Source organism: Synechococcus sp. PCC 7336 (assembly GCF_000332275.1).
GTDB lineage: Bacteria > Cyanobacteriota > Cyanobacteriia > Thermostichales > PCC-7336 > PCC-7336.
In genome coordinates this window covers 4,706,771-4,731,717 of record NZ_CM001776.1, presented here as the reverse complement: position 1 = coordinate 4,731,717, position 24,947 = coordinate 4,706,771, and the positions used below count along the sequence as shown (strand labels likewise).

General features: G+C 55.2%; 25 protein-coding genes. 7 read left to right on the top strand and 18 right to left on the bottom strand.

Annotation, left to right across the window (positions count from 1 at the left end; all coding sequences use genetic code 11):
• Nucleotides 1-177: 177 nt before the first annotated feature.
• Nucleotides 178-1,014, bottom strand: a complete 837-nt coding sequence (menB, locus tag SYN7336_RS22420; RefSeq protein WP_017328191.1) for a 1,4-dihydroxy-2-naphthoyl-CoA synthase — start codon at nt 1,012-1,014, stop codon at nt 178-180.
• 52 nt (nt 1,015-1,066) lie between these two features.
• Nucleotides 1,067-2,179 (bottom strand): undecaprenyldiphospho-muramoylpentapeptide beta-N-acetylglucosaminyltransferase, encoded by a 1,113-nt coding sequence (murG, locus tag SYN7336_RS27335; protein WP_156820283.1) that lies wholly within the window; start codon nt 2,177-2,179, stop codon nt 1,067-1,069.
• A gap of 163 nt (nt 2,180-2,342) precedes the next feature.
• Between murG and SYN7336_RS22410 the strand changes: the two genes are divergently transcribed.
• Nucleotides 2,343-3,212: a hypothetical protein gene (locus SYN7336_RS22410; RefSeq protein WP_156820282.1), complete on the top strand. Its 870-nt coding sequence runs from the start codon at nt 2,343-2,345 to the stop codon at nt 3,210-3,212.
• A gap of 156 nt (nt 3,213-3,368) precedes the next feature.
• On the opposite strand, the gene SYN7336_RS32530 is transcribed toward SYN7336_RS22410, so the two are convergent.
• Complete coding sequence (locus SYN7336_RS32530) at nt 3,369-3,623, bottom strand: type II toxin-antitoxin system HicA family toxin (protein ID WP_038026196.1); 255 nt, start codon at nt 3,621-3,623, stop codon at nt 3,369-3,371.
• Between the two features lie 529 nt (nt 3,624-4,152).
• Complete coding sequence (locus tag SYN7336_RS22400) at nt 4,153-4,878, bottom strand: M15 family metallopeptidase (protein ID WP_017328187.1); 726 nt, start codon at nt 4,876-4,878, stop codon at nt 4,153-4,155.
• Nucleotides 4,879-5,620: 742 nt separating this feature from the next.
• On the opposite strand from SYN7336_RS22400, the gene SYN7336_RS22395 reads away from it, so the two are divergent.
• Complete coding sequence (locus tag SYN7336_RS22395; RefSeq protein ID WP_017328186.1) at nt 5,621-6,103, top strand: TerB family tellurite resistance protein; 483 nt, start codon at nt 5,621-5,623, stop codon at nt 6,101-6,103.
• Nucleotides 6,104-6,148: 45 nt separating this feature from the next.
• Here the strand turns inward: SYN7336_RS22395 and SYN7336_RS22390 are convergent, their stop codons facing one another.
• The 6 genes from SYN7336_RS22390 to SYN7336_RS27325 all read right to left on the bottom strand — a co-directional run bounded on the left by SYN7336_RS22390 (nt 6,149) and on the right by SYN7336_RS27325 (nt 12,047).
• Nucleotides 6,149-6,346: a hypothetical protein gene (locus SYN7336_RS22390; protein WP_017328185.1), complete on the bottom strand. Its 198-nt coding sequence runs from the start codon at nt 6,344-6,346 to the stop codon at nt 6,149-6,151.
• A gap of 111 nt (nt 6,347-6,457) precedes the next feature.
• A complete protein-coding gene (locus tag SYN7336_RS27330; protein ID WP_017328184.1) occupies nt 6,458-8,791 on the bottom strand; it encodes a response regulator in 2,334 nt (777 codons plus the stop codon).
• Nucleotides 8,792-8,985: 194 nt separating this feature from the next.
• Nucleotides 8,986-9,840, bottom strand: a complete 855-nt coding sequence (locus SYN7336_RS22380; RefSeq protein WP_017328183.1) for a M48 family metallopeptidase — start codon at nt 9,838-9,840, stop codon at nt 8,986-8,988.
• 12 nt (nt 9,841-9,852) lie between these two features.
• The gene (locus tag SYN7336_RS22375) at nt 9,853-10,545 is read right to left on the bottom strand and encodes a TIGR00266 family protein (RefSeq protein ID WP_017328182.1); all 693 of its coding nucleotides are present in this window, start codon (nt 10,543-10,545) and stop codon (nt 9,853-9,855) included.
• 47 nt (nt 10,546-10,592) lie between these two features.
• Complete coding sequence (locus SYN7336_RS22370; RefSeq protein ID WP_017328181.1) at nt 10,593-11,270, bottom strand: TIGR00266 family protein; 678 nt, start codon at nt 11,268-11,270, stop codon at nt 10,593-10,595.
• Between the two features lie 84 nt (nt 11,271-11,354).
• Nucleotides 11,355-12,047 (bottom strand): TIGR00266 family protein, encoded by a 693-nt coding sequence (locus tag SYN7336_RS27325; protein WP_017328180.1) that lies wholly within the window; start codon nt 12,045-12,047, stop codon nt 11,355-11,357.
• Between the two features lie 273 nt (nt 12,048-12,320).
• Here SYN7336_RS27325 and SYN7336_RS22360 point away from each other — a divergent pair, with 273 nt between their 5' ends.
• The gene (locus SYN7336_RS22360) at nt 12,321-12,602 is read left to right on the top strand and encodes a DUF433 domain-containing protein (RefSeq protein ID WP_017328179.1); all 282 of its coding nucleotides are present in this window, start codon (nt 12,321-12,323) and stop codon (nt 12,600-12,602) included.
• 389 nt (nt 12,603-12,991) lie between these two features.
• Here SYN7336_RS22360 and SYN7336_RS22350 read toward each other — a convergent pair whose 3' ends face one another.
• The 7 genes from SYN7336_RS22350 to secA form a co-directional block, all read right to left on the bottom strand.
• Nucleotides 12,992-14,131, bottom strand: a complete 1,140-nt coding sequence (locus SYN7336_RS22350) for an ABC transporter ATP-binding protein (RefSeq protein ID WP_017328177.1) — start codon at nt 14,129-14,131, stop codon at nt 12,992-12,994.
• A 115-nt stretch (nt 14,132-14,246) separates the two neighbouring features.
• Nucleotides 14,247-14,366, bottom strand: coding sequence for a PetM family cytochrome b6-f complex subunit 7 (locus SYN7336_RS33155; protein ID WP_017328176.1), 120 nt, complete (start codon nt 14,364-14,366; stop codon nt 14,247-14,249).
• A 57-nt stretch (nt 14,367-14,423) separates the two neighbouring features.
• Nucleotides 14,424-15,731: a hypothetical protein gene (locus SYN7336_RS22340; protein WP_227498562.1), complete on the bottom strand. Its 1,308-nt coding sequence runs from the start codon at nt 15,729-15,731 to the stop codon at nt 14,424-14,426.
• Between the two features lie 90 nt (nt 15,732-15,821).
• Nucleotides 15,822-16,703, bottom strand: a complete 882-nt coding sequence (locus SYN7336_RS22335; RefSeq protein ID WP_017328174.1) for a DUF4351 domain-containing protein — start codon at nt 16,701-16,703, stop codon at nt 15,822-15,824.
• A gap of 96 nt (nt 16,704-16,799) precedes the next feature.
• On the bottom strand, nt 16,800-17,735 hold the full coding sequence (locus tag SYN7336_RS27315) for an RNA polymerase sigma factor RpoD/SigA (protein ID WP_038026194.1): 936 nt from the start codon (nt 17,733-17,735) through the stop codon (nt 16,800-16,802).
• A gap of 295 nt (nt 17,736-18,030) precedes the next feature.
• Nucleotides 18,031-18,609: an aminoacyl-tRNA hydrolase gene (gene pth / locus SYN7336_RS22325; RefSeq protein ID WP_017328172.1), complete on the bottom strand. Its 579-nt coding sequence runs from the start codon at nt 18,607-18,609 to the stop codon at nt 18,031-18,033.
• A 27-nt stretch (nt 18,610-18,636) separates the two neighbouring features.
• A complete protein-coding gene (gene secA, locus SYN7336_RS22320; protein ID WP_017328171.1) occupies nt 18,637-21,459 on the bottom strand; it encodes a preprotein translocase subunit SecA in 2,823 nt (940 codons plus the stop codon).
• A 492-nt stretch (nt 21,460-21,951) separates the two neighbouring features.
• On the opposite strand from secA, the gene SYN7336_RS27310 reads away from it, so the two are divergent.
• The 4 genes from SYN7336_RS27310 to SYN7336_RS22295 all read left to right on the top strand — a co-directional run bounded on the left by SYN7336_RS27310 (nt 21,952) and on the right by SYN7336_RS22295 (nt 24,113).
• Nucleotides 21,952-22,941, top strand: a complete 990-nt coding sequence (locus SYN7336_RS27310) for an RDD family protein (protein WP_017328169.1) — start codon at nt 21,952-21,954, stop codon at nt 22,939-22,941.
• Between the two features lie 24 nt (nt 22,942-22,965).
• Nucleotides 22,966-23,160, top strand: a complete 195-nt coding sequence (gene rpmG, locus SYN7336_RS22305; protein WP_017328168.1) for a 50S ribosomal protein L33 — start codon at nt 22,966-22,968, stop codon at nt 23,158-23,160.
• Nucleotides 23,161-23,279: 119 nt separating this feature from the next.
• Nucleotides 23,280-23,495 carry a 30S ribosomal protein S18 gene (gene rpsR / locus SYN7336_RS22300; protein ID WP_017328167.1) on the top strand — a complete coding sequence of 72 codons (216 nt, stop codon included), beginning with the start codon at nt 23,280-23,282 and terminating at the stop codon, nt 23,493-23,495.
• A 72-nt stretch (nt 23,496-23,567) separates the two neighbouring features.
• Nucleotides 23,568-24,113: a TolB family protein gene (locus tag SYN7336_RS22295; protein WP_017328166.1), complete on the top strand. Its 546-nt coding sequence runs from the start codon at nt 23,568-23,570 to the stop codon at nt 24,111-24,113.
• A gap of 53 nt (nt 24,114-24,166) precedes the next feature.
• On the opposite strand, the gene SYN7336_RS22290 is transcribed toward SYN7336_RS22295, so the two are convergent.
• Complete coding sequence (locus tag SYN7336_RS22290) at nt 24,167-24,823, bottom strand: alpha/beta hydrolase (protein WP_017328165.1); 657 nt, start codon at nt 24,821-24,823, stop codon at nt 24,167-24,169.
• Nucleotides 24,824-24,947 lie beyond the last annotated feature (124 nt).

Genomic DNA, 24,947 nt, shown 5'->3' with positions numbered 1-24,947 from the left:
CACCTGAAGCATGACTGATTGCAGCAACTTAGCTCAGGTGCCCTCCACAAACCAAAAGTTAAATCGAAAATTGTTCACGGATTGACCTGAGGCGATCGTTGCAACGTTAGTGCATTAATAATACCAACTCTAATTCGGAGATTTAGAACGGTCAAGAGAATATTTACCGTTCTACTGTCAGGGCAACCAGGGAAATTGGCGGAAATCGGGCGGGCGCTTTTCCAGAAAGGCTTGCTTGCCCTCGCTGCCTTCTTCATTCATGTAATAGAGCAGCGTGGCATTACCTGCTAGCTCCTGAAGTCCTGCCTGACCGTCGCAGTCGGCATTCAGTGCAGCTTTCAAACAGCGGATTGCCAGCGGACTCTTATTCAAGATTTCCTGCGCCCATTGAATTCCTTCCGCTTCCAGTTGCTCGACCGGTACGACCGTATTGACTAACCCCATTTGCAACGCCTGTTCGGCACTGTATTGACGACAGAGAAACCAGATTTCGCGGGCTTTTTTCTGACCGACAATGCGGGCGAGGTAGCTGGCCCCAAAGCCGCCGTCAAAACTACCGACTTTGGGACCCGTTTGGCCGAAGATGGCGTTATCGGCAGCGATGGTGAGATCGCAGAGCAAGTGCAACACGTGTCCGCCCCCGATCGCGTATCCCGCCACTAACGCGATCGTCACTTTCGGCATTGACCGAATTAACCGCTGCAAATCCAATACGTTCAAACGGGGTACGCCGTCATCCCCCACGTAGCCCGCTTTACCCCGCACGCTCTGATCGCCCCCCGAACAAAAGGCGTATTTGCCGTCGGTATGGGGTCCTGCTCCCGTGAGAAAAATAACGCCAATGCTGCGATCTTCCCGCGCATCGCAGAAGGCATCGTACATCTCGAAGACCGTTTTGGGGGTAAAAGCATTGCGCTTGTGGGGACGGTTGATGGTGACTTTCGCCATGCCATCAGCCTTGTGATACAGGATGTCGTCATAGGGTTTGCCGGGTTGCCAGTCCACTTGCTTCATGGGCGATCGCTGGGGTTGAATTCTAGAATCTTATCGCGGGATTCGATCGGACTCATGCTGTGGAGCTTTTCCCACGATCTGAGCTGCCTGCCATTGTCTCGCGAATCAACTGGGCTGTGGCTGCACTGGCACTGCGATCGCCCTCGAACTTTAGCATTTTCCTCATGGCGGCGATCTCTGCGGGCTTCTTCAACCATTGAGAGCCTAGATCTGCCAGTGTTTGGGGGGTGAGGTCGGCTTCGCGGCGGACGACGGCAGCACCGCTGCGGGCAAAGGCGATCGCATTCACATACTGATGATCTTCGGCTGCGTAGGGATAGGGCACCAAGATGGCCGGAGTCTGGGTTGCCCCCAGTTCGGCTAAGGTCATGGCCCCCGCGCGGCAGATAGCAAATGTGGCTCGCTGATAGAGGGCTGCCATGTCTTGCCAAAACGGAAAGTGCAGATATTGAGACGATTGGGGTGCCAATTCAGCAATGGCTGTCGCATCCAATTCCCCAGTTTGATGGACGATCCAAGCTCCCCGCTCGATCCACGCAGGCGCTGCTTCCACCACTAACCGATTGAGCCCGCGCGCCCCCTGGCTGCCGCCAGTCACCACAATCAAAGGAGCGTTGTCGGGAATGGGTAAATCGAGCGGTTGAGGTTGGCGAAACCGATCGCGCACCGGATTGCCCACGACCTTTGTGACACTTTTGGGCAGATAGTGTTCTGCTTCTGGTACCCCCAATGCCACCGACGTACACCAAGGGGCGAGCCAGCGGGTGACTTTGCCGGGAAGGGCGTTGGATTCGTGCAGAATCACCGGTAGCCCCAGCGATCGTGCTGCCAAGATGGCGGGAGCGGCAATATAGCCGCCTGTGGTAAATACCCCGGCAAACTGCCCCTGTCGCAATAGCCGACGCAGGTCTAGAACTGCGCCCCCCAATTGCCAGAGGGCTTTGAGCCAGCTCAATCCCGGTCGTCCTTGCAAGCCCGACATCGCGATCGTGTGGAGGGGATAGCGATCTCCAATTAATTGCCTTTCGAGGCGATCGGGTACGCCCAACCACGAGATCTCCCAATCTGGCAGACATTCCGCCACGGCAAGTGCGGGAAAGACGTGACCGCCAGTGCCGCTGGCGGCGATCGCGAGATGCGGTTGAGATGGGGGGGCTGCGGGCATTATCGATACAACCTCGAACAACTCCAGCAGGGCAAACATTCCCTCGGGATCGGATCGACGAGCAGAATTGTCATGCCGGTGCGGTATGGCTTTCACAATTGCACCATATCGTCCAGTGGTTGAGGTTGCTAAGATGCATTCAGAGAAATAGAGAGGTGAGCCTTTGCAATCGTCTACACCCGCAACGTCTTTCAGCCATTCCCTGCGCGCTTTGGCGATCGCCACTGGTTTAGCCTGTCTGCTGCCGCTGGTGTCCTCTCCCGCTCTGGCAGAGAGCGTCCCCCCTGTTTCCTTGGAGGCTGCGGTAGAAGCTGCGAGCGATGTTCCTGCAGAATTGCAACAGGCCCTCGACACCCTATTGGAGGCGGCTAACAATCGCGATTTGGAGAGGGTGATGTCCCTCTACAGCCCCAATTTCACCCATGGGGATGGTTTGACGCTAGAGGCGATCGAGACGGTACTGACGAATTTTTGGGATACTCATCCCGGTCTGACCTACGCAGCGACTATTTCGGACTGGAAAGCTGTGGATGATGGCATTGAGGCCACCATTGTGACGGTCTTGAGAGGCACTCAAGCCTCCGAGCGCGGCGATTTCCACTTGCAGGGCAGCAACACGGTTCGCAATTTCTTTCAGCCCGATCCCGACCAGCCCGATCGCCTCTTGTTAGTCAAACAGGACGTTTTGGCCGAATCTACCACTTTGACCGCAGGCGATGCCCCTCCCCATGCAACGCTCAACATTCCTGCGAAGGTGTCGGTGGGCTCGGTATTCGACGTAGAGGCGATTATTGAAGAACCGTTGGGGGACAGCTTGATGTTGGGAGCTGCGCTCGAAGAGCCGATTACTCCAGAGACTTATCTCGATAGCCCTCCCCTTCCCCTGCAGCCCCTTCAAGCAGGCGGCATTTTCCGCCGTGCCGATGCCCCCATCCGCCCCGGTTCGAAGTGGATTTCGGTCATGCTAGTAGGCGATGGCGGCATTTTAATTGAAGGTCGCCGCCTCGATATCGTGATTGGTCCGGTGGATTAATCCCAGCTCCAGTCTCCAGGGCACTGGTTCAGCTTGACAGGGAAAATCAATCAAACGCCTTTAGAGCAAGGATTACAGCTATTCACCACCAAAAACGCTAAGATCCTTTGATAGCAACCGTTTGGAGCTATTCATCACATCCAACGGAACCAGTGCCTAAATCCCAGCATTCGATAAAAACTGTCGAACAGAACGCAGCGCTCCTTTGTCAGTTGTTGGTTGTGGATGAGGTCTGTGAAAGACAGCTCGCTTGCCATTCAGGGCATATCGAACTCGCGAGCCTCGTCCTTCCGCCATTTCAGCCCCTAAAGCCAAGAGTAATTTCTCAATGTCGCTCCACTTCACATCCGAAGGGGTTGGCGTTGCATAAATTGCGATCGGAGTTTTGCGCTGCTTTGCATTCAGTCCCACAGAAAACACCTTTAATTGTTGACCGCTACTGAATTAACGTCAGTTCGACAGGTATCTGGCCCCCATCCCCTAACCCCTTCCCCCAAGTTTGATGCTGCTGGCGAAATTCATATTCCGAAACATTGGCCATTTGTCTAGATGCCTGTGGCCCCCTTCCCCTAACCCCTACCCCCAACTTTGGGGGCAGGGGAACAAGGCCCCGTAAGGATTTTCGGCTGTTTCTCCCCTCTCCCAAACTTGGGAGAGGGGCCGGGGGTGAGGGCCATGCAGAGGACTTGCACCATGCCAATATTTCTAAATGTTAAATTGGCCAGCAGTATCAAGTTTGGGAGAGGGGCTGGGGGTGAGGGCCATACAGAGCCATCGAACTCAGGTTGAATTAGGTGTTGGGCTCAATCGCAGCAGCACTCGAACATACCAAAACCTCCAACTCAAGCAAAACTTGCTGTGCCTATGGTGGCATAGGATGACACTGATAGTTGCATCTTCCGTTAAGAGACAAGCTCGATCTCAGCAATGGGATGCAAGACTACTCAACGCGACCGTAGATCGCGATCGCCTCCGACCTTCCCTCGCGCCGAGATAGCCACGCCCACATCTGATCGCCATAGGAAAAATGCCACCATTCTTTGGGATGGCGCTGGAATCCGGCGATCGCCATTACCTGATGCAGCAGTTGCCGGTGGCAATGGTAGCGCTGACTGTCGGGGTCGGAGCTACCCTCAAAATGAGCGGGGTGCGATCGCTCCGAGAGTTCGTCAATGGGCGAGCCCATCTCCACTTCGCAGCCCGATCCATCGACCAAGCTCAAATCCACCGCCGCTCCCGTACTGTGGGGAGGCGGTGTGGCAGGATTGGAACTGGGCCAAGCCCATAGAGCCAACACTTCATCCACAAGCTGCTGGTGCTGTTGCTCTGAAAGTTCCTCGGGGTCTAGCTGCCGAGCGTGCAACAACTGTCGATAGCTGTATTCCACCATGAAACGCTGCACGGCAATGGGACGATAGGTATCAAAAATCAGCAATTGCCAACCGGGCTGAAGCCGCTGCAGTTCCAATTGAGCTCGCTCCAAGCGACGCACCGCCCCCGAGCGCAGTTGGAAAGGCGATCGCCCCTGATAATCTGCCCCCAGAGCCCGATAGGGATGGGGCTCCAGCCGCTGTATCTGGGAGGGTAATTCGACCAGTGGCTCGCCGCAGTCTTCAATCGGAACCGCGTGATAGGGGCGCGTGGGGGTGGAGGCTGGGGCTTTCATCTGACAGCAGTTCGACGACTGCTCCGATCCTGCCAGCGATCGCCCTTCTGTAAAAAGATCCTTAAAATCAAATCTTCCGATCGCGGCTGAATCGAGCCTCAATCTCGAGCTTTAGGTAGCAGATTGCGAAACCAGAAGTCATGAAATCCCTTTTATATCAAGGTTTTGCAGTAGTTCGTCGATACACTCACCGAACGATTCCCCCACAATGGCCTGTAAAGGGATGGCTTTTCAAGCCCACTCGAACTTCGTAAACTACTGAAATTCCGTCGCAGTGCTCCGCCCATAGCCGAAGGCTTGGGGGGTGGTGAAGCGGCGGGCGACCCACACCGAGCAAAGTTTGGCTTGCGATGGGAATCCGCCAAAGCTAACATTGCTTTATCGCACGGCGACGGCCCTTGCAGGATATCCATAACTGGACTCCGAGAGCAGAAACGTGATTGATAGGGAGGTGGCGAACCCTTGCTGAAGCTTGAAAACAAGCTATGGGGTTCCTCAGCTAAATCGTGCTGAGGCTAAAACTTTGTGCGCAAGAGGTTGAACATACAGTTTTGTACTGGTTCTTCGTCGGCGGTGGGGCGCACCGTGGACGTTAAATTAAAATGCCTGCGGAGACGGTCTGGCGGGGAGTTAGTCATTAGACTGCTCTAGTTAAGGGTCTGTGAAACGGGAATCTCACTCCATACCCTTTAGGGTTGGTGGGAGAGCGTCAATGCAATAGCTGCTACAAGAGGTGAGACCTATGCTGACGACTCCTCCCCCTCCCGCGATCTCTCCCAAACAAATGAACATTCTCCGAGCTGTGACAGCTATGGCTTGGGCTGACGGAGTGCTAGAGTCCCAAGAAATTGTCACGATGGCCGACAAACTGTCGGCTGCCTTCGCCAGCAGTCCAGAGGATCGCGCCGCCCTCTCGACGCGCATTCAGGATTACTTCACTCAGCAGATTCCATTAGAGGAAGTACTGCCCCTGCTGCCGGAGGAAAGCGATCGCCGCCTCATTCTCAAATTGGGCTATCTCACCATCGAATCTAGTGCCCGCACTGAGGGGGAGCCCACCGTCAATCTGCAAGAGTTAGACGCATTTCACCATCTAGCGGAGCTCTTGCACTTACCTGCCGATGTGGTACACGAGGTGTCGGAAGAGGCGAAAGCCGAGCTGGGGGACAATGGAGCCGATCCACTCGAAGTGTTGGTAAACGGGTTCTCCCGCCACTATGCCTAGGGCTCGTTCCCGTGGGGCGAGTTGGCAACGATACGGTTAGGGGAACTATTTCTCCTGAGCGTTAGCTGCTTTGACTGCGCTTAAGAAGAAGGCCGCTGTGGCAGGGATACCTAAAGCTAAGAGGACGTAATTAGCCAGCGTGCCAAATTTGGGTGCTCCATAGGCGAGTTCGAAGATGCAGCCGGTGACTCCGACGCCACAGAAACAGGCTCCGAAGAGCAGGAGACTACTTTTTGCGTTCACGGGTTTGACAGGACTCGATAAAAGGTTAATTCTTTTCAGGGTAGCAGCGGTGTGTGCGAGCTTGACGAACTTCTTTTCACCCGTGCCAAACTTAGCGTCCGCCGATTGCGCTTACTCTTTTCGGGATGTAGCGGTTTTATACAAACTGTACAAATCCTGACCGTCTTCGCCATATTCGGCCATGCCCCAGCGATATTTGACTCGGAAAGGTCTTCCCTCAGCGCCCGTAAACTCGTGCTGCTGCAAGTCTTGCAAAATAGCCGATAGGCGGCGTTGGCCCTCAGAACGGTTCATATCGTAGGTGCATACCACCAACGTTTCGTCTTCCCAGCGAGTCACAATATCCTCCTGCCGCAACCCCTGCTGCAACCCTTCGGTCAAATATTTCAAGACCTGATAGCAGATGGCGCGCCCGTGGCGCTGTTGCAGGCGATCGAAGCGATCGATCGAGATGGTTCCCAGACTTAAGGGTTGGCGATGGCGACTGGCTAGATACAAGAGGCGAGACAATTCGCGAATGGAGCGGCGGCGACTCATTCCCCCCGTCAAACTATCTACCCCTCCGCGCAGGCCGCGATTGGGCGATCGCTCCAGTTGCGAGAGTACCCGCGCCACTAATTCCGGCTCGGAGATCGGTTTGCGGACGTAGTCGCCACCGCCCACTGCAAACAGTTCGTGGATGTCGGCGGGGGTGACGCTATCTGATAGGAACAGTACGGGCAAATCGCCCCATTGAGGATCGTTACGCACCACCTGACATAAATCGATGCCTGTCAGGTTCGGCATCTCCACATCCAAAATCAGCAGGTTGGGGGCTGCTTTCACTAAAACATCCCAAAACTGGGCCGGATCGTCTAGCAGAATGAGCTTGAACCCCCACGGCTGCAGCAGAGTGCGAACAGTATCGAGCACCTGAGGATCGTCATCTACCACCACAATCTTGGCCTCATCAGTGTTCGCGTCTTGCAACACTTGGATGACGGTTTCTAAAACGCGGCGGGGTACGACAGGCTTTTGCAGAAATCCCTGTCCCCCCAAGCGAGCCACCTTGACGCGAGCAGCAAAATCATCCTCAGCCGTAAACACGACCACCGGGATAGCAGTCTCTCGCGTCGATAGCTCTTCTAGCAACGTAAAGCCAGTTTCTGCGGTATCGGGAAAGCCCAGATCGAGCAAGATGGCATCGGGAGGCTGGAGCGCGATCGCCTTTCGAGCCTCAGCAATGCTGGAGGCCACCTCTGGCTGCAACCCCCAGGCTGCAGCTTCGCGTCGGACGAGGCTGGCCAAATGAATGTCGTCATCCACCACCAACAGACTGGGTAAATTGCCCCCTGCTGTTTCGGCAATTTTGGGGTTGGGGGGCTCGGCGATCGGTGTTGCGGAGTTGGAGGTAGCTACAGTCAATTGTTCTAAGGCTTGCTTGAGCTGTGCCAGAGAACCTTCCAGTTGGGCGATCGCGCTCGGGTCGAGGGGGCGATCGGGGGTGAGGGCCTGTTGGATGGTGCGGGCCAACTGAGAGCTGTAACTCAAACCAAATGCTCCGAGGGAGCCGACGAGGGTATGAGCTTCTTGCTGGGCTGCTTGTCGGCTAGTCGGATCGCATACGTTACTGGCAATCGCGGCGATCGCCATTTGCACATTGGCCAATCGCTGCTGAATTTGAGCCTCTGCCTGCTCCCAAATATCGGCTAACTCGCCATCAATTTGCTCGGCAGGCACCTCTGCAACTGTTTGTGTCGCAGGGGGACTCGGCGGCAGCTCTTCTTTGTCGGGGGGCTGGCGGAAGCGGTAGCCCAAACCGTACACCGTTTCGATTAGATCGGCGGGGGCACCCGCTTTTTTGAGTTTTTGCCGCAAACTTTTGATGTGGGCTCGCACGGTGTTTTCTGCCGGGGGTTCGTCAAACGACCAGAGCAGATCGAGGATGGCGCTTTGGCTGTAGATGCGACGCTGGTTGCGCATGAACAGTTCGAGGATGCCGTATTCTTTACGGGTGAGGGAGATGGGTTTGCGATTGTAGGCCACCTCGCAAGAGACCGTGTCGAGGGTGAGATTGCGCCATTCCAGCACGGGCATGAGGGTGGAACTGCCCCGCCTCAGCAGGGCTCGGATGCGGGCTAGCAGTTCCGGGATGTCGCAGGGTTTAGCGACGCAATCATCGGCACCTGCATCTAATGCCGCAACGCGACCGTCATCGGCACCTGCTTCCGACAGCAACATGACGGGGGTTTGGTTGCCGTGCGATCGTAACTTCTCGCACAGGTGAATGCCATCTAGGCGTGGCAAATCCACTTCGGCTAATACCAAGGCGTAGTCAAATGCTTCTACCAGATTGAAGCCCTCCTGTCCGTCTGTCGCGCGTTCGATCGCATAGTTCTCTCCAGCGAGTGCCGCTTCTAAGCGACTCGCAAGGACTTCATCTCGTTCGACTAGCAGGATTTTCACAGGTAATTCGCTGTCAGGACACTACGTCTATCGATCTTGGGTAGCAGGGTAATAGGCACACTCTACACTTCACCTCCTGGAAAAATTCAACACTAATGTCCGACCGCTGGATCGATCTTGCCAAATTATTTTGTGAAAAATTTATATCAACTTCATAAAAACATCAATGGACTGAACAGGCACATGGAGGGCACCTACTGGGCTGCTCTCCAAGTTTCTAGGGCAGCGGGCAGAGGCGCGAGCGTCTCTACTGTAAAGTTCCGCTCGGCGATGAGACGATTGAGCCGCTCGACGCGGCGGCGATTGCTGGGGTGACTGGAGAAAAACGCTAGGGCGCGCGCATCGCTTCTGCCCTCGAAAAAGTCAGTTGCCCCCCCTGCGTGACCGTATACCTGCTGGAGCAGTTGCAAGCCAAATTCATCGGCAGCTCGCTCCTGCCCCTGCGAAAACTGCGCTTGGGCGATCGCCGCTCCAGCCTGCCCCACCTCAGCTTGTAGAATATCGAGATTTCCCAATGCCAGTGACAGGGCAACTTGCCAAGCCATTGCTCGCCCCAAACGGCGCAGGTGGTCGCGATGGGCAAAATGTCCCAATTCGTGCCCCAAGACCATCATCAGCTCGTTTTCCGATGCCACTGTCTCCAATAGGCCGCCGTAGATGACTACCACGTCGCCGGGAACGGCAAGGGCATTGACGAGCTCGCGATCGGGAATAAACAGTAGCTCCACATCTCGCTGCGGCCGTTCGGGATCGACCCACTGCGCTTCCATGCGATCGAGCAATTGATTGAGGGAGGCTTGCACCGGTCCCCCCTCTGCCTCAGCCCTGAAAGATCGGGTCACGACCTGGCCCAACTGCGCTTCCCATTCCGGCGGGATTGTTAGAGCGAGCCGCTCGGCACTACTCAAAAGCAGCCACGCGACCAAAGCGATCGCTAGGGCGATCGACAACCCGATTGTCGCCACTACCCCCACTAGCTGTCTGAGCTTGGGGGGCGGGTGGCGATTCGGCTGATAGGTGGCTGTACCGGGGGGAAGTTGAAGGCTCACAGGACTCGAACTCTAATTATTATTTTTCTGCGGGCGGAATGGATAGAGGAAATTCATCAAAGACCCTAAGTGGCGCGATTGCACCCACAATCGACCTCGGCCTCGGAAGCGACAGACCAAGCCTTCTCCGCCAAATATTGCCGTCCGCAACCCTTTAAACGACAAACCTCCCAAAACCTCGACGGAATAATCTAGCGTGTCTTCAAATGCCACCACATAGCCCGTATCTACCACGTATTCCCCCTCCACGGGGATTTCCAAAATGGCTCCGTAAGAGCTAAACCAAAAGTCTCCCGTGCCACAAGCCCGAATTAAGAAGATGGACTCGCCGCTAAAAAACCCCCGCATTCCCTGAAATTTGGTATCTAATTCAATGGTGGGGTCGCAAGCCACAAATCCCGATGACTGCACCATCAAAGCATTGCCTTCCAGCTTGTAGTGGTGAATGTCTCCCGGTATCCCCGGCGAGAGAAACAACATGCCCGATCGCTGCTTTGTACTAAATTCGCTCACAAACAGCGATTCTCCCCCCAACACGCGCCCGAGCCCCTGCCATAATCCGCCGCGCACCTTTGACTTCATGTCGATCCAGGGGTCCATCGCTGCCATGGCACCTGATTCCACCAGCATAGTTTGGTTCGCTGCCAATTGCATGCGCAGCATGCCGTAGGCGGGGGCGTGTTCCACTTGGAAGGGGGTAGACACGAGATCGCTCCTTGGGATTGGGTCGAGAGCAGGGGGAAGAATGGAAATTAGCGGGGGGGAAGTTGACTGCCGATCGTTCTGCCAAAGACACCAGGATTGTGGGTTTGGCAATAGAGGCGGCCCTGCCCTTCAAAATGGCAGACGAACCCTTCTCCGCCTGCAAAGGCCCCCAGCCAACTGGAATTGACCTTGCCAATGGTGAAGTTCAAGCTGGGTTCGAAGGCGACAATGTGGCCCGAGTCAACCGTGTGCTCTCCGTTCACCTCCATCTCATAAATGGCTCCGAAGCTGGAAAGTAGGACTACGCCACTGCCGGTGACATTCAGCCAAAATAACGACTCGCCCGCGAACAAATTCTTGAGCCCGCGCACTCCCACATCGATATTGACAAAGGGGGTGCTAGCTAAATAGCTACTGGACTGCACCACCAATCCTGCGGGCGTTAACTCGCAGGCAGCAATATCTCCAGGGAGTTTGGGGGCTAGATAGATTTCCCCCGGTTGGCTGGTGGTGTTGAAGGTACTTAAAAAGAGAGATTCCAACGCGAGGACTCGCTTGAGTCCTCCCCACAGCCCGCCCCCTTTGCCCTGCAGCAAGGTGGTATTGGCTTCCAGATGGCCACTCATGGCAATCATGGCTCCAGCTTCGGCCACAATCTGCTCGTTGCGATCGAATGTGATGTGGGCCACGGTGCTATCGGGCTGGTTTAAAACGTCAACCTTCACAAATGCGTTCTCCTAGGGAAATGCGATCGACGGGATTGTACAGGGGATAAAGACAAGGACAAAAGAGCGATAACAAAAGACCGACTACCACCATCGCCTGCGTCTCCCGCTTGTCATGTTGACTTTGGGTCTCAGAAATTTCAATAAACCGCTCGTACTGCGGGATTGCAAGTAGATAGAGCCGCGCCCCCGCAAGCGAGTGACCAATCCTTCTCCAGATGTGAGCGAGCTCAATAGACCGCCAGCCAGTTTGGGACTCAATCTGATGCCGGGATCGTAAGCAACGAGATGCCCCGAATCCACAATAAATTCGCCGTCAATACGGCGATGGGTGAGACCGCCATATGCGCCGAAGAAAACAAGACCGCGACCGCTCAGTTTGAGCCGGAATAACCCTTCTCCACCAATCCAACTAGCGAATCCGGCCCATTGAACCCCCACCTTGACGCCTGTGGTGTGGGCGATGTAGGCACCGGGCTGCAGGCAGATGGAGTTGCCGTTGAGTTGCAGGCGCGAAATGTCCCCAACGGTGGATTGGGTGAGGACCACCTGGAGGGGTAGGGCGGTGGGGTTGGTGAAGGTGTTGGCAAAGAGAGATTCTTTGCCAAAAAAGGCCTTAAGAAAGGCCGAGCCAATACCCCCAAACCATTGCGCTTTGACTCTGAGGGCAGAGTCCATGCTGGCCATGGCTCCCGCTTCGGCCATAATGCTCTCGCCGGGGTCCAGGGTCACAAAGACGGTGGAAAAGGCGGGTTTGTATTGGATGTCGTATTTCACGATGGATGGATCTCGGCTCGATTGCGGGAAGGGGTTTGGGAAGTCGGAATCGGCTTTTTTGCAAGGGATGGGCGGGTTAGTGCTTCCTGCCGCCGATCCCTTGGCTCTTGCTCGGGACTTTCAACGAGGGACTGCAAGTTCTATCACAGTGAAGATTACCCACAGACGGGGAAATCCAGTCGCTGAGGATCGATTTGGCGGGCGTGACAGGCGTGAATTCGATAACGCGGAAGCGCTATATTGCGGACAAAGCTATCGCCTCAGTTAGAACGCATGTCCCTAACTCTGTTTGATATGGGTCGCTTGATTGCCGCTTCCCCCAATATTCAGGGAGGCCGCCCAATGATTGCCGGAACGGGAACTTCGTTTGGACGGATAGTTGCTCTGTACAAGCAAGGCTACAGTCCAGACGAAATCGTGACTGACAAAGACTATTTGACGCTAGCCCAGGTATATGCGGCATTGGCCTACTATTATGCCAACCGACCCGTCATCGAGCAGGATTTAGTGGAAGAGTCTGCAGAGTATGACAGATTGGCATCTCAGGCTCCATAGACCCTGCTATGACAGCTAAACCAAGTCTAGTCAGAAACCTGTAGTTTTAATGGGGCACCTTTTAGTCCCCCTCACTAACGCTGTTAACCACTGCATTCGCCCCCTAAATCCCCCATTCTGGGGGACTTGACGACAGTGCTAGCTAGGGTTTGGAGACTGGGAAGACGAACCGGCCAATCGCGGTCATTCAAGTTGTAGAACGAAGCCAACAGACTCTCACAAGTCCCCCACTGGTGGGGGATTTAGGGGGCCGAGTGCAATGCCTGAAAACTCCAGGTCTTAACATGGATGAGGTTTATTCGCTTTTATTTGGACGAGGATGCCACGAGTAAACGCCTATTGCAGGCGCTACGCAATCGGGGGGCAGATATCTTGTCTGCACTCGCACTCTAGACGATCGCCGCCCGTTCTGGATGGGATACAGCTCGACCAGATTCGCGCTCGAAGAAATGGAGGCGATCGCCCTGCAGCCGCCACCCTACGCGCTCTCCCGGGCGATATCCCAGCTCTGGAGCGACAATGACTTGAATCGATCGCCCTGCTTCGAGTTCGGTTGCCACAATTGTTTGTGCCCCCAGCACTTCGACAGTCTGCACAGTACCTATCAAATGCGCCTCCTCTGGGATGGCGGGCATGGCTCGCTCCGGTCGAAATCCTAACGTCAGGGGAGTATGGGGGGGGAGCTGCGAACTCCAGAGCTCGTTCGAGCTCAACGGCTGGCGCAAATCGGAACCGCGCAGCTCTCCATTAGCATCGAGGGTGACGGGCAGGAAGTTCATGGGGGGGGAACCGATGAACTGAGCCACAAATTGATTGGCCGGTTGGCGGTAGAGATTGAGCGGGGTATCCACCTGTTGGAGATAGCCGGAGCGCAGCACGGCAATGCGATCGCCCATCGTCATGGCCTCAGTTTGATCGTGGGTGACATAAATGGCGGTGGTTTCTAATTGGCGTTGCAGCCGTACAATCTGCGATCGCGTTTCCAGCCGCAATTGCGCGTCCAAATTCGACAGTGGTTCGTCTAACAAAAACACCTGTGGATTGCGAGCCATGGCGCGACCGAGGGCCACCCGCTGCTTTTGTCCCCCCGAGAGTTCTTTCGGCTTGCGCTGGAGCAGAGCATCGATTTGCAATTGCTTGGCAATATCGCGGACGCGCAGGTCGATGGCCCGATGTTGATGGCTTCGCTCGGGGGAGAAGGGATTGTGCGATCGCCGACCCTGTCGCCGCAGCCCGAACGCCAAATTGTCGTACACGTTCAAATGGGGATACAGCGCATAACTTTGAAACACCATGGCAATATCGCGGGCTTTGGGGGGCAGGTGGGTGACGGGGCGATCGCCGATCGTCACTTCCCCTCGGGTGGGCGATTCCAGTCCGGCCACAATGCGCAGCAGCGTACTTTTGCCGCAGCCCGAGGGACCGACCAATACCATAAACTCGCGATCGCGGATCTCCAGATCGATGGCGTGTAGCGCTGGAGTGCCCCCAAACGACTTTTCGATGCCCTCCAATCGAACCGCTGCCATCTCCACACCTCAAGTTGACAGAATCTCCACCTATGCAGGACTAATGTATCGAAACAATCCCCCAGAGCGGGGGATGCCAGCAGGCGATCGAGGATTGGGGCTGTGGATGGGGGTTCTAGTCTTCTTCAGAAAAACTGCCACCGTTCCAAACCCACAGAATGCCGTAGCCGATAGCAATACCGCCGACGGTCAGGGCGAATGCTAAGCCTGCAATCGAAAAGATTTCACCAGCCATTGACGTCAAGATCCTTGAATGCGATTCGTACACCAGCATAAAGGGTTTCCTGCCCGTTTACCTGGACCGAGGTTCGCCTTCCTCCAGCGCGCGGAATTCGGGGCTGTTGAGTTCGTAGTCGGGTTGCTCGATCAGATCGCGTTCGGTGGTATAAATGGCTTCGTCTTCAGCAAACACCTCTGTACCGGCAAACTGGCGGGCAAAGGCGATCTTGTGGCGCAGGGCTTCGTCAGGGGTTTCCAGTTGTTCGAGCCAAGTGCGGCGATCGCGATTGCGAGCCTCGACCTTTTGATTTCGGTGCTTGAGTGCAAACCAACGAATCGTTGGTGTTGCGAGAAATAGCAAGCCGTAGAGGGCCAGCAATGCAAAGACCAGGACGATTGGCCCCGGAGGAATACTGAGAATATCGGCCAATTGGAAACTGTATCCTTGCAACCCCAGCCACAGCAGGAGGTTGACGCCGCCGAGGCTGCCAATGAGTGTCAGTTGACCGGAAGTGGCCGAGCTAAAGTTCCAGTCAAATTCTTTCAAATAGGCCGGTATGTTCTGCGCTTGCCGTTCTGCGGCAGCACTTTGCAACTCTGGAAATCGATAAATGATGTCGCCGCGATCGCTAACTTCCGGTTGACCATCGTAGTTAATCAGCACGGGCAGCATATAATCTTCGTCTTCCACCACCTGTTCGTTCTGGGGGGATACGTCCGAGTAGGGTAAAACTTCTTCGGCGGTAATGACACCGCCGTTATGGGCAATGCGATTGGAGATCGCCCGATCGCGGCGCTCCTCTAGATCTTCGTTGGGGTTGCCGTCGCCGAATAGGAAGGAATAGACCGCTTCCAAAAAGTTCAGTTTGGAGTCTTCGCGAGGGTGCGAGCGCGAGCGCCGCTGGTGAGGCGATCGGTAAGGGCGAGGGGAGAAGAAGGGGTTGCCCATCCACAGATTGGGGATAAAGACAAAGCCACCACCGCCACTGCGACGGCGGCTGTCTCTGCGGCCATCCTTTTGGCTGGAGGCAATCAGAATGGTAATGACAATGACGGCCAGGGCGATCGACACCACCAGCACAATCCCGAAGGAGAGGCGCAAGCCATATAGGAATCCCTGCCACAGCTTGCGTTTGAGGGCAGCCAGTTGGCTTTGCCGCTGTCGGCGCTGCAGCTCGTTGCGGTAGTGGCGATCGAAGCGGTAGGCAATGTCGCCGCTTTCAGCCACCTGTAGGTGACCGCCTGCATCGCGAGCAAGCGAGAGTAGTTCTTGACGGGTATCGGCCAGCGACAGTCCTGTTTCTGCTGCCACGTCCCCAACCGTAACGCGCCAATCCAGTCGATCGACAGCGTCCATCACCATTGTGCGCGGTGAAGCCACAGCGGCTCTCCTTGCTAGTTGCGAATCTCTTCTCCCATTGTAGTTGGAGCTTCAGCCAGTCACTGACCGCCCCCGTTGGGCACAAGATGTTTAGAGGTGCTTTTGAAAATCTTCTAGGCTGGTGGCGTCCAAGGCAGCATCGACAAGTTCTTCTAGTCGTTCTGGATTGTCGATCGCCTGTAGCGATGCCGAGACGGCTTGAGGAAGCGGCCCAAATTGACGGGACAGGAGTCGGACGAGCATCCGCTGCCCCTCTTCAGCTTTACCTTCAGCTTTACCTTCAGCTTTGCCCCTAGTCTCAGCTTCGCTCAGCCAATCCTTTAATAGGGGAGACTCCATCAGATCCAACATTTTTTTGCTCCTGAGGAATTCTTCAATTACACCCCGCCCGCTTGGCTGGAGCGAACTCAACAGCACCGCCACCGCGAGCAAATCCTGTTGTCTCGACTTTAATTCTACTCGCTCGGAAATTGCCGCTTCACAAGCCTCAAGCCGCTGCTTCAGATTGTTCGGCGGTCCCATCAGGGGTACCAAAGGGAGAAGACCGGGGCGATCGCTGGCTAAAATCGCCGCTGGATCTTGCTCCCACAGCCTGACAATCCGAAATTGCACTCGCATCCCGCCACATTCGTAGACATCGGGCATCTCCCGAGCCGCTTTGCTGTCCTCCAGCAATATCAAGATCTGAGTGGGTGCTTTGCCACAGTTAAGTAAGATAAACAGCGAATATTCAGCCATGCGCAGCGGCATCTCTGCTAGAGGCCGACGCTGAAATTCGATGTGGAGAATGCCGCTCCCCCCATCGGAAGTGGTATAGCGTATAACAAAATCTGCTCGTCGCTCGCGAGAGGCAAATACCGGATTGACGATCTCCTCCACCCCAGCCGTATCGTCCAGCAGCCATTGGAGAAAGTCCTGGCTGTAATCGCCGACTAGACTGCGCAGGTTGATGTCGTACTCATTTCGACTCATCGGGTATAGACTAAAGGTTTGGGGCTCTCATTTCAGAGCGCTCTACCGAGCTTTTCGCTAGCAGAGCGACTCCCCGCAAAATCGAGCCCAGCCCAATCACTCAAGCTCTGCCCAGTCGCGCAATAGAGACTGTCGGCGGGGATGGCGCAGCTTGCGCATGGCTTTAGCCTGAATTTGCCGCACCCGCTCGCGGGAAAGGCTGTAGAGATCGCCAATTTCTGCCAAGGTGTGGCTGCGACCGTCGGCCAGACCAAACCGCAACCGAATAATGTCTCGCTCGCGAGAAGAGAGATGCTCCAGTAAATCGTCCACCTGCTCCGAGAGCAGATTGAGATCGATGCGATCGTCCGGCAGTAACTCGTCAGGATCTTCAATCAACTGCATCAACTCTGTGTCTTCCTCTTTGCCCACTCGCGTGTGCAGCGATAGTGTGCGTCGTCCCGCATCCATCACCGCATCGAGTTTATCGGGGGTTAGATCCAGTGCTGCAGCGATTTCTTCCTTGGTGGGTCGGCGACCGAATTGCTGGGCCAGCTCCCGTCGAGCTTTTTTAACCTGATTGAGTTTTTCCACCATATGGACGGGCAGGCGCACCGTGCGAGATTGGCTGGCGATCGCCCGCGTAATCCCCTGTCGAATCCACCAATAGGCGTAAGTAGAAAACTTGTAGCCGCGTTCGTAATCGAACTTCTCTGCCGCCCGCATCAAGCCAATCGACCCCTCTTGGATCAAGTCTAAAAATGGCACGCCACGGTTGAGATACTTCTTAGCGATGGAGACAACCAGACGCAGATTGGCCCGGACCAACCGCTGCTTTGCTTGCTCTGCGGCCTCGCCTCCCTGCACGATCGTGCGGGCTAACTCCACCTCTTGGCTGGCGGTGAGCAATGGATAGCGCGCCATTTCCCGCAGGAACAATCCGACCGAATCCTGCTCGGACCGCTGCGATCGCGACATCTTGGAGGAGACATTGACCGTAACCCGATTCCGGTTGGGAGAAGTATTCAACTCACAGGCTGCAGGAGTAGACATATTGAGTTCTCCCTAGAAAAAGATTCAAATGGGGCGACCTAGCAAGTTCTCAAACGGATACTGCTGGGGGGGGGGCACTGGCAAAGTAATTCAGCCCGATACCCGATACGGGGGCAGATCGACAACTTTGCAATAACTTCATCTTAGTCAACGGAAGCTGAAACCGTTGTAAATGCAATTACAGATTGGCTTCAATCCGAGGAAATAGATTGAGAACTATAGATTTTGTTTACATTTCGACGAAGTTCTATACAGTCTAGCAAATGATTTTGAGAGGCTGAGGCTCTCCCTCGTTCTAGCTGCTTTTGGGATTATATCGGTTCATGGCCGCCGGGACATCTTGGCGCAGACACAATTCGATCGCATCTGCCGAGGTATCGATGAGCTCGGGCAAATGGGCTTTTTCCTCGGGGGTGAAGCGACCCAGCACGTGTCCTATCGCATCGCGATCGCCATCGGGAGCCCCTACCCCCAGCCGCAAACGGGGAAAATTTTGCTGGCCCAAATGTTGAATGATGGACTTCATGCCGTTGTGCCCCCCCGCCGAGCCCGACAGCCTCAACCGCAGCCGCCCAAAGGGCAAATCCATATCGTCGTAAACCACTAGCACCGATGCGGGATCGAGCTTAAACCAATCGATCGCCGCCCGCACCGACTGGCCGGACAGGTTCATATAGGTTTTAGGTTTGAGCAGGCGCAATTTGCCTGCCGGCCCCACCCCTTCGCCATAATCTCCCTGAAAGCGCTTTTCTGGATTGAGGGGAATTTTCCAGCGATCGCTGAGGCGATCGATCGCCATAAACCCGCAGTTATGGCGCGTATCAGTATATTTTGGGCCGGGATTGCCCAGTCCTACGATCAGTTCAATCGCCATTCACCTCAATCGCCATGCAACTAGAGCTTACTCCGCAAACTCTGCATCGATGACGCCACTCTCGGCAGTCGTCACAGCCTGCTGGGCCGCAGCAGGAACTTGAGGCTTGAACTGGAACAAACTGTAGACCGTATTGCGGCGAATGTCGGTCATCATGTCCAAGAACTGTTGGTAGCCCTCATTTTTATACTCGATCAGCGGATCTTTTTGGCCGTAACCGCGCAACCCCACAGATTCACGCAGTGCGTCCATCTGCTGCAGGTGCTCTCGCCACAGGGTATCGATCTGCTGCAGGAGGAAGAAGCGTTCGGCATCCCGCATCAAACCAGGCCGGAAAGTATCCACATAAGACTCTTGGGCTTCATAGGCTAACTGGATCTGTTCCGCGAGATACTCGTTCATATCTTCAAAGCCCAACTCTTCGATGTCGCTGGCTTTGAGCTGATTCAACTGAGGCACAAACTCCTTTATCTTGCCGACTAATTTGTCCATCTCCCATTCTTCGGGGGGTAACTCGGGATTGACATAGGCCCGCACCACCTCCTCCATTGTCATGCGGCAGTATTTCAGCATCTGCTGTTTGAGGTTGTCCCCTTCCAGAGCGCGACGGCGCTCGGCGTAAATGGCCTTGCGTTGATTGTTCATCACCTCGTCATATTCGAACACCTGCTTGCGAATGTCGTAGTAGTAAGTCTCGACTTTCTTTTGAGCGTTTTCCAAGCTACCGGTGAGCATGGGGTGTTCGATCGGCATGTCATCCTCGACCCGGAACATGTCCATCAAGCGGCCAATCCGATCGCCGCCAAAAATCCGCAACAGATTGTCTTCCAAGCCCAAGAAGAAGCGGGTGGAACCGGGGTCTCCCTGGCGAGCGGAGCGGCCCCGCAGCTGATTGTCAATTCGGCGCGACTCGTGTCGCTCGGTGCCAATGACGTGTAAGCCGCCCAGATTCACCACCTCTTCGTGCTCGGCATCGGTAATGACTTGGTAATCGCTGCGAATCTGTTGGAAGGCTTCCCGCAATTGCAGCACCACCGGGTCGTTCACGGGGGCTTTCTCGGAGGCGATCGCCAAAATCTCCTCTACTTGCAGTTCCGGTACGCGGTTGGCACCGTATTTCGCCACGGCGGCTTCTACCGCCCGATCCAATTGCTGGCTGGCTTTATCGGAGAGTTCGCAGGGGTAAAACTCGGGGGCGATCGTCCAATTTTTGGGCTTCTTGCCTGGGCTGAACCCCTTCTTCTTACCCCGTCCGGCTCCAGCCGCGCCCGACATCGGGTCGTTCGGGTCGAGCTGGATTAACTTGGGCATCAGCCGCTCGCGCACCTTCAGACGAGCCATAAAGTCGGCATTACCGCCCAAGATAATGTCTGTGCCCCGTCCCGCCATATTGGTGGAAATCGTTACTCCCCCCTTACGACCCGCCTGCGCCACAATCTCGGACTCGCGCTCCACGTTCTCCGGCTTAGCATTGAGGAGATTGTGGGGAATCTTCATTTGGGTCAGGATAGCCGAGAGCGTCTCGGACTTTTCCACGCTGGTGGTACCGACCAAGACGGGCCGTCCCTGCTCGTACATGTCCTCGATCTCGTTCGCCACCGCGATCCATTTGGCTTGCTCGTTTTTATAGACCACATCGGGGGCATCTCGCCGGATATTCGGCTCGTTGGTGGGAACGACCGTCACTTCGAGGTTATAAGTCTTGCCAAATTCTGCTTCTTCAGTCTTCGCGGTCCCCGTCATACCCGATAGCTTGGGATAGAGCAGGAACAGATTTTGATAGGTAATGGAGGCGAGGGTCTGGGTCTCCTTTTGGATAGGGACGTGCTCTTTCGCTTCCAAAGCCTGGTGCAGGCCATCGGACCAACGGCGTCCCGCCATTACCCGACCCGTAAATTCATCGACAATCACCACTTCTTTATTGCGGACGATGTAGTTGACGTCTTTGGTAAACAGCTCCTTTGCCTTCACCGCATTAAAGATGTAATGGGCCCACGGATCTTTCGGATCGAACAGGTCGGTCACACCCAACAGCTCTTCGGCTTTCTCAAAACCTTCGTCCGTCAAGATGACATTGCGGGCTTTTTCGTCAACTTCGTAATCGTCTTCGTCCTCTAGCTGGCTGGCAATTTCAGCCGCTTGCATGTATTTCTCTGTGGGACGCTCCACCTGGCCGGAAATAATCAGGGGCGTGCGGGCCTCATCTACCAAAATGGAGTCTACTTCGTCAATGATGCAGTAGTTGAAGGGGCGCTGCACCACCTCCTGCATGGTGGTTGCCATATTGTCGCGCAGATAGTCGAAGCCCAACTCGCTATTGGTGCAGTAGGTGATGTCGCAGGCATAATTGCGTTTCTTTTCGCTAGGGGGCATGCCGTTTTGAATCAAACCCACAGAGAGGCCCAAATAGCGGTGTACTTGCCCCATTAACTCGGCGTCGCGGCGGGCCAAATAATCATTCACCGTCACAATGTGAACGCCTTTCCCCGTCAATCCGTTCAGATAGGCGGGCAGGGTGGATACCAGGGTTTTCCCTTCCCCCGTTTTCATCTCGGCAATTTCGCCCTTGTGCAGCACCATGCCGCCAATCAGTTGGACGTCGTAGTGCCGTAAGCCCAAAACGCGCTTGCCAGCTTCCCGCACGACCGCAAAAGCTTCTACCATCAAATCGTCAAGTGGCTCGCCACTGTCCAGGCGCTGCCTGAACTCGGTGGTTTTCGCTTTCAACTGTTCGTCAGACAGAGACGCAATCTCGATCTCCAAAGAGTTGATGAGTTTGACAGAGGGTCGATATTGACGAACTTTGCGTTCGTTCGGATCGCCCAAAATTTTCTGAAGCGCTTGGATCATGTTGGATAGGGGATTGCTGAGTCTCGATGGGGCTAACCACTGCGGCGATTGTAACACTCTAGCTCTTGCGAAAGCGTTGTCTCTCAAGGCTTAGGCGGTTCGCCGACAACAGCGATCGCGATTCCATTCGAGCTTGCAGCTCGGGCCAGTGGGCGATCGCAGTCTTTCGTACGGATTTCCGTCGCTGGGGGACGGTTGTCCGAATTTTCAGGTGTTAGCTGGCCGGTGACAAAAAGGATTTAGTCAGCATTTAGGCGCAAAAATCCTGTGGGGCTCGGACTGTGACCCAGGGTGCCGTATCCCCTGTGCCAACCGACCGACTGGCTGGAATTTTCCGGCATTCTCGGGCGGCAGGGCAATCGTAAATCTGCTAAACTGCGCAAAATCCCGTACGGGCTCAATATCTACTCGCCCAATCCAGGCAAATTCAGCAGATTGGGCAGCTAACATAGAAAGGTACACGCACGGATAGGCTTAGGCGCGGTTACTGCAATGACAAATCGAGACCCCGATTCTCGCAAGTATCAATCTCCACGCCAGCGGCAGCCCGAGCAGCAGCCACCTCGGCAGCCCGAGCAGCAACCCCCTCGCCCCCCCGAGTATCAACCTCGGCGGCCCGAGTATCGAGGGCGGCCCGAGCAACCTCTCAGACCTCCCCTACAAGGCTCTCGATACCAACCGCAGAGACAGTCGCAAAGGCAACCGCAGCCGAACCGCGAGTTGCAGGAAAAAACGCGGGAATGGAAAAGTTTTGACGCGCTGCCTCCGGCACCAAAGATTGCCTATCCCAGAATCGACACCCGTACCCAAACGGAGTCTCAAACTGATACTGCCACCCACTTAGCCAGCTTGAAAAAGCGGGCGGGGGCCTTTGCGATCGATTTTGGCATTGGCTTGGGGGTGTCTTACTTTGCTCAAGCACTGGCGGCTTTAGGGGGCGGCGGTGCCGAGGCAATCGGGGTGATGGGCTATGGCGCGTTTTTTGCCACTTGGATGGTCAATCGCGGCTATTGGCAATCGCGCACGGGGCAAAGCGCGGGCAAGTGGGCTTTAAATATTAAAACGGTCGATACCCAAACTGACGAACCTCCCTCTCTGATTCGCTCTGTGGCCCGCGAAGGCGTATCTTCGCTGCTAATTGCCACCGAGGCATTGGGAGTACCGCTAGTGGCTGACAGCCTGTTTGCCATTTTTGATAAGGAAAAGCGCCAAAGCCTGCACGATCGCGCTGCCCGCACGCAGGTGATTAACTGCGAGGAAGGCTACCAACTCGACGAGAAACTGGCTGAGTTTTTGGAAGAGGGCGAAGCGGGCGAGTTTGTCGAGGACGTGAAAGGAGCTCTGGGAGATCTGGTTTCGCAAGTGGGAGAGGACGAGTCCGTGCGGGATGCTGGCAAAAACGCCAAGACTTTAGGGCGGAAAGCTGGCAAGCAAATGCGCAACTGGGTTGAAAATTTGCAGGATAAGCTCGATAATCTATGATTGCGTCTAAAAATCGAGTAACCCATGGCTAAAGCGAAGGGCGTTCGCATTGTGATTACGCTGGAATGCACTGAATGCCGCACCAACAACAACAAGCGGTCTAACGGTGTGTCCCGCTACACCACGATGAAGAATCGTCGCAACACTACCAGTCGGTTGGAGCTGAAAAAGTTCTGCACCCACTGCAATACCCATACGGTTCACAAAGAAATTAAGTAGCTGCAGCCTCTGCTAGCACGATCGCGATCGGCAAGATTGTTATCGTGTGGGTTTAGCGGCTCATTCAGTTGCACTATACCTTTGTGCCCATTTATTCACGACCTGTTAGAGAGTTATCGATGGCCTACTTCCGCAAGCGGATGTCCCCGATCAAACCGGGCGATCCAATTGATTATAAAGACACCGAACTGCTCAAGAAGTTCATCACCGAGCGCGGTAAAATTTTGCCCCGCCGCATTACCGGTTTGACTGCTCAGCAACAGCGGCACTTGACGGTTGCCATCAAGCGAGCCCGCACGATGGCAATGCTGCCCTTCTTGAACAAAGAGGGCTAGGACTCAGTCTGCAATTGACACAGCCCGAATAAACCTGCTAGAGCGGACATTAGATCCTTAGGCAAACGACCCATGCTGCAGCTCAAATTCTGGCCAAGCCACTGGCCGCAAGTCAGTGCGATCGTGGCAGCGAGTGTTGTTCTCTGGGGATGCGGTCCCGGGCAATTTCAAACCCCCCGCCCGACAGTGGGCGGACAGGGGCTCAACAGCGTTTTCACAGACAGTGCCCCTGCTTTGAGTGCTGACGGTCGCTATGTGGTGTTTTCGTCGTCGCGGGTGGGCAGCGATAATATCTATCTCTACGATCGCCAAGCCCGACGGTTGCTGGAATTGCCTAGGCTGAACTCAGAAGAAGACTCTGCCACCTCCCCCGATATCAGTGCTGACGGTCGCTATATCGTGTATGTGTCGAGCGAATTGGGCAAATCAGAGGTGTTTCTCTACGATCGCGAAACCCGAGTGAGAGAAAACATCAGCCGTCGCCGCCCCGGTGACGTTCGCAATCCCACGATTTCTCCCGATGGCCGCTATATTGCTTTCGAGACCAACGGTCAGGGACAGTGGGATATCGAAATCTTCGATCGACAAATCGTCTCCCCTCCCACGCCTGAAAACTAGCCCTCCTCCAACACCGATCTTTTGCCAACACCGATCTTTCGCCAACATCTAAGTTAAGTGCGAGCCGACAGCCGCTTGAGAAATTGCTGCATCAAACCGATCGCTGCTGCGGGAAGCTCGTGGCCAGCATCCAACTCGAAATAGTCTAATGGCACCTCGAGGGCCTCTAAAATCCGTTTGGCTTGATGGGCATAGTCCAATAACACCACGGGGTCTCGCTTGCCGTGGAGCATCAGCACGGGCGGCGGAGGGGAGGAGCGATCGCGCAGTTGGGGCGATCCGGTTAAAAATCCACTCAAACAGATCGCCCCAGCCAACCTGGGTTCTAGCTCCAATCCAACTTTGAGGGTCATAGCTCCCCCCTGGGAAAACCCCAACAGCACTGTTTTGCTGATAGGGATGCCGGAGTGTCGTTCCAAATCCAACAGCCAATTCCGCAGCAAGCGAACGCTGACCTCTAGACCATTCCAATTATTCAGATCGAACCAAGCGCGCCCCCCTGTCGTCTGGGGATGGGGAAACGGCGCATTGGGAAACCAAAAACGACAGTGAGGCAACCCCAAGGAGGACGCTAGCGGCATAAAACCCCGGGCATTGTCTCCCCAACCGTGCAAACAGACCACTTGAGCGATCGCCTCAGACTCACTGCTCGAGGGGAATTGCGGGGCAAGCTCGAGCGCCTCTAGCAATTGGGTACTCTCGCCTGTCATACTCCTTCGATCCTCGCGCTACAGCCCTTACCAGATTAACGCCCTGGCAGGTGTTTCAGGACGGACTCTCTAGGATCTGCGGCTTTAGGTCAATGGGCTTGACAGCCCCCTAACGTTAAAGAAG

What these genes read in the sequence shown, in the direction of transcription:
- SYN7336_RS22350 (WP_017328177.1), bottom strand. Translation starts at nt 14,131, where the DNA reads ATGGCAGCGGTTCGATTGGAGGGCATCGAAAAGTCGTTTGGGGGCACT.
- SYN7336_RS33155 (WP_017328176.1), bottom strand. Translation starts at nt 14,366, where the DNA reads ATGGCTGGTGAAATCTTTTCGATTGCAGGCTTAGCATTCGCCCTGACC.
- SYN7336_RS27315 (WP_038026194.1), bottom strand. Translation starts at nt 17,735, where the DNA reads ATGTCTACTCCTGCAGCCTGTGAGTTGAATACTTCTCCCAACCGGAAT.
- SYN7336_RS22360 (WP_017328179.1), top strand. Translation starts at nt 12,321, where the DNA reads ATGTCCCTAACTCTGTTTGATATGGGTCGCTTGATTGCCGCTTCCCCC.
- SYN7336_RS22290 (WP_017328165.1), bottom strand. Translation starts at nt 24,823, where the DNA reads ATGACAGGCGAGAGTACCCAATTGCTAGAGGCGCTCGAGCTTGCCCCG.
- rpsR (WP_017328167.1), top strand. Translation starts at nt 23,280, where the DNA reads ATGGCCTACTTCCGCAAGCGGATGTCCCCGATCAAACCGGGCGATCCA.
- pth (WP_017328172.1), bottom strand. Translation starts at nt 18,609, where the DNA reads ATGGCGATTGAACTGATCGTAGGACTGGGCAATCCCGGCCCAAAATAT.
- SYN7336_RS22395 (WP_017328186.1), top strand. Translation starts at nt 5,621, where the DNA reads ATGCTGACGACTCCTCCCCCTCCCGCGATCTCTCCCAAACAAATGAAC.
- SYN7336_RS22295 (WP_017328166.1), top strand. Translation starts at nt 23,568, where the DNA reads ATGCTGCAGCTCAAATTCTGGCCAAGCCACTGGCCGCAAGTCAGTGCG.
- secA (WP_017328171.1), bottom strand. Translation starts at nt 21,459, where the DNA reads ATGATCCAAGCGCTTCAGAAAATTTTGGGCGATCCGAACGAACGCAAA.
- SYN7336_RS22400 (WP_017328187.1), bottom strand. Translation starts at nt 4,878, where the DNA reads ATGAAAGCCCCAGCCTCCACCCCCACGCGCCCCTATCACGCGGTTCCG.
- SYN7336_RS22335 (WP_017328174.1), bottom strand. Translation starts at nt 16,703, where the DNA reads ATGAGTCGAAATGAGTACGACATCAACCTGCGCAGTCTAGTCGGCGAT.
- SYN7336_RS27310 (WP_017328169.1), top strand. Translation starts at nt 21,952, where the DNA reads ATGACAAATCGAGACCCCGATTCTCGCAAGTATCAATCTCCACGCCAG.
- rpmG (WP_017328168.1), top strand. Translation starts at nt 22,966, where the DNA reads ATGGCTAAAGCGAAGGGCGTTCGCATTGTGATTACGCTGGAATGCACT.
- murG (WP_156820283.1), bottom strand. Translation starts at nt 2,179, where the DNA reads ATGCCCGCAGCCCCCCCATCTCAACCGCATCTCGCGATCGCCGCCAGC.
- menB (WP_017328191.1), bottom strand. Translation starts at nt 1,014, where the DNA reads ATGAAGCAAGTGGACTGGCAACCCGGCAAACCCTATGACGACATCCTG.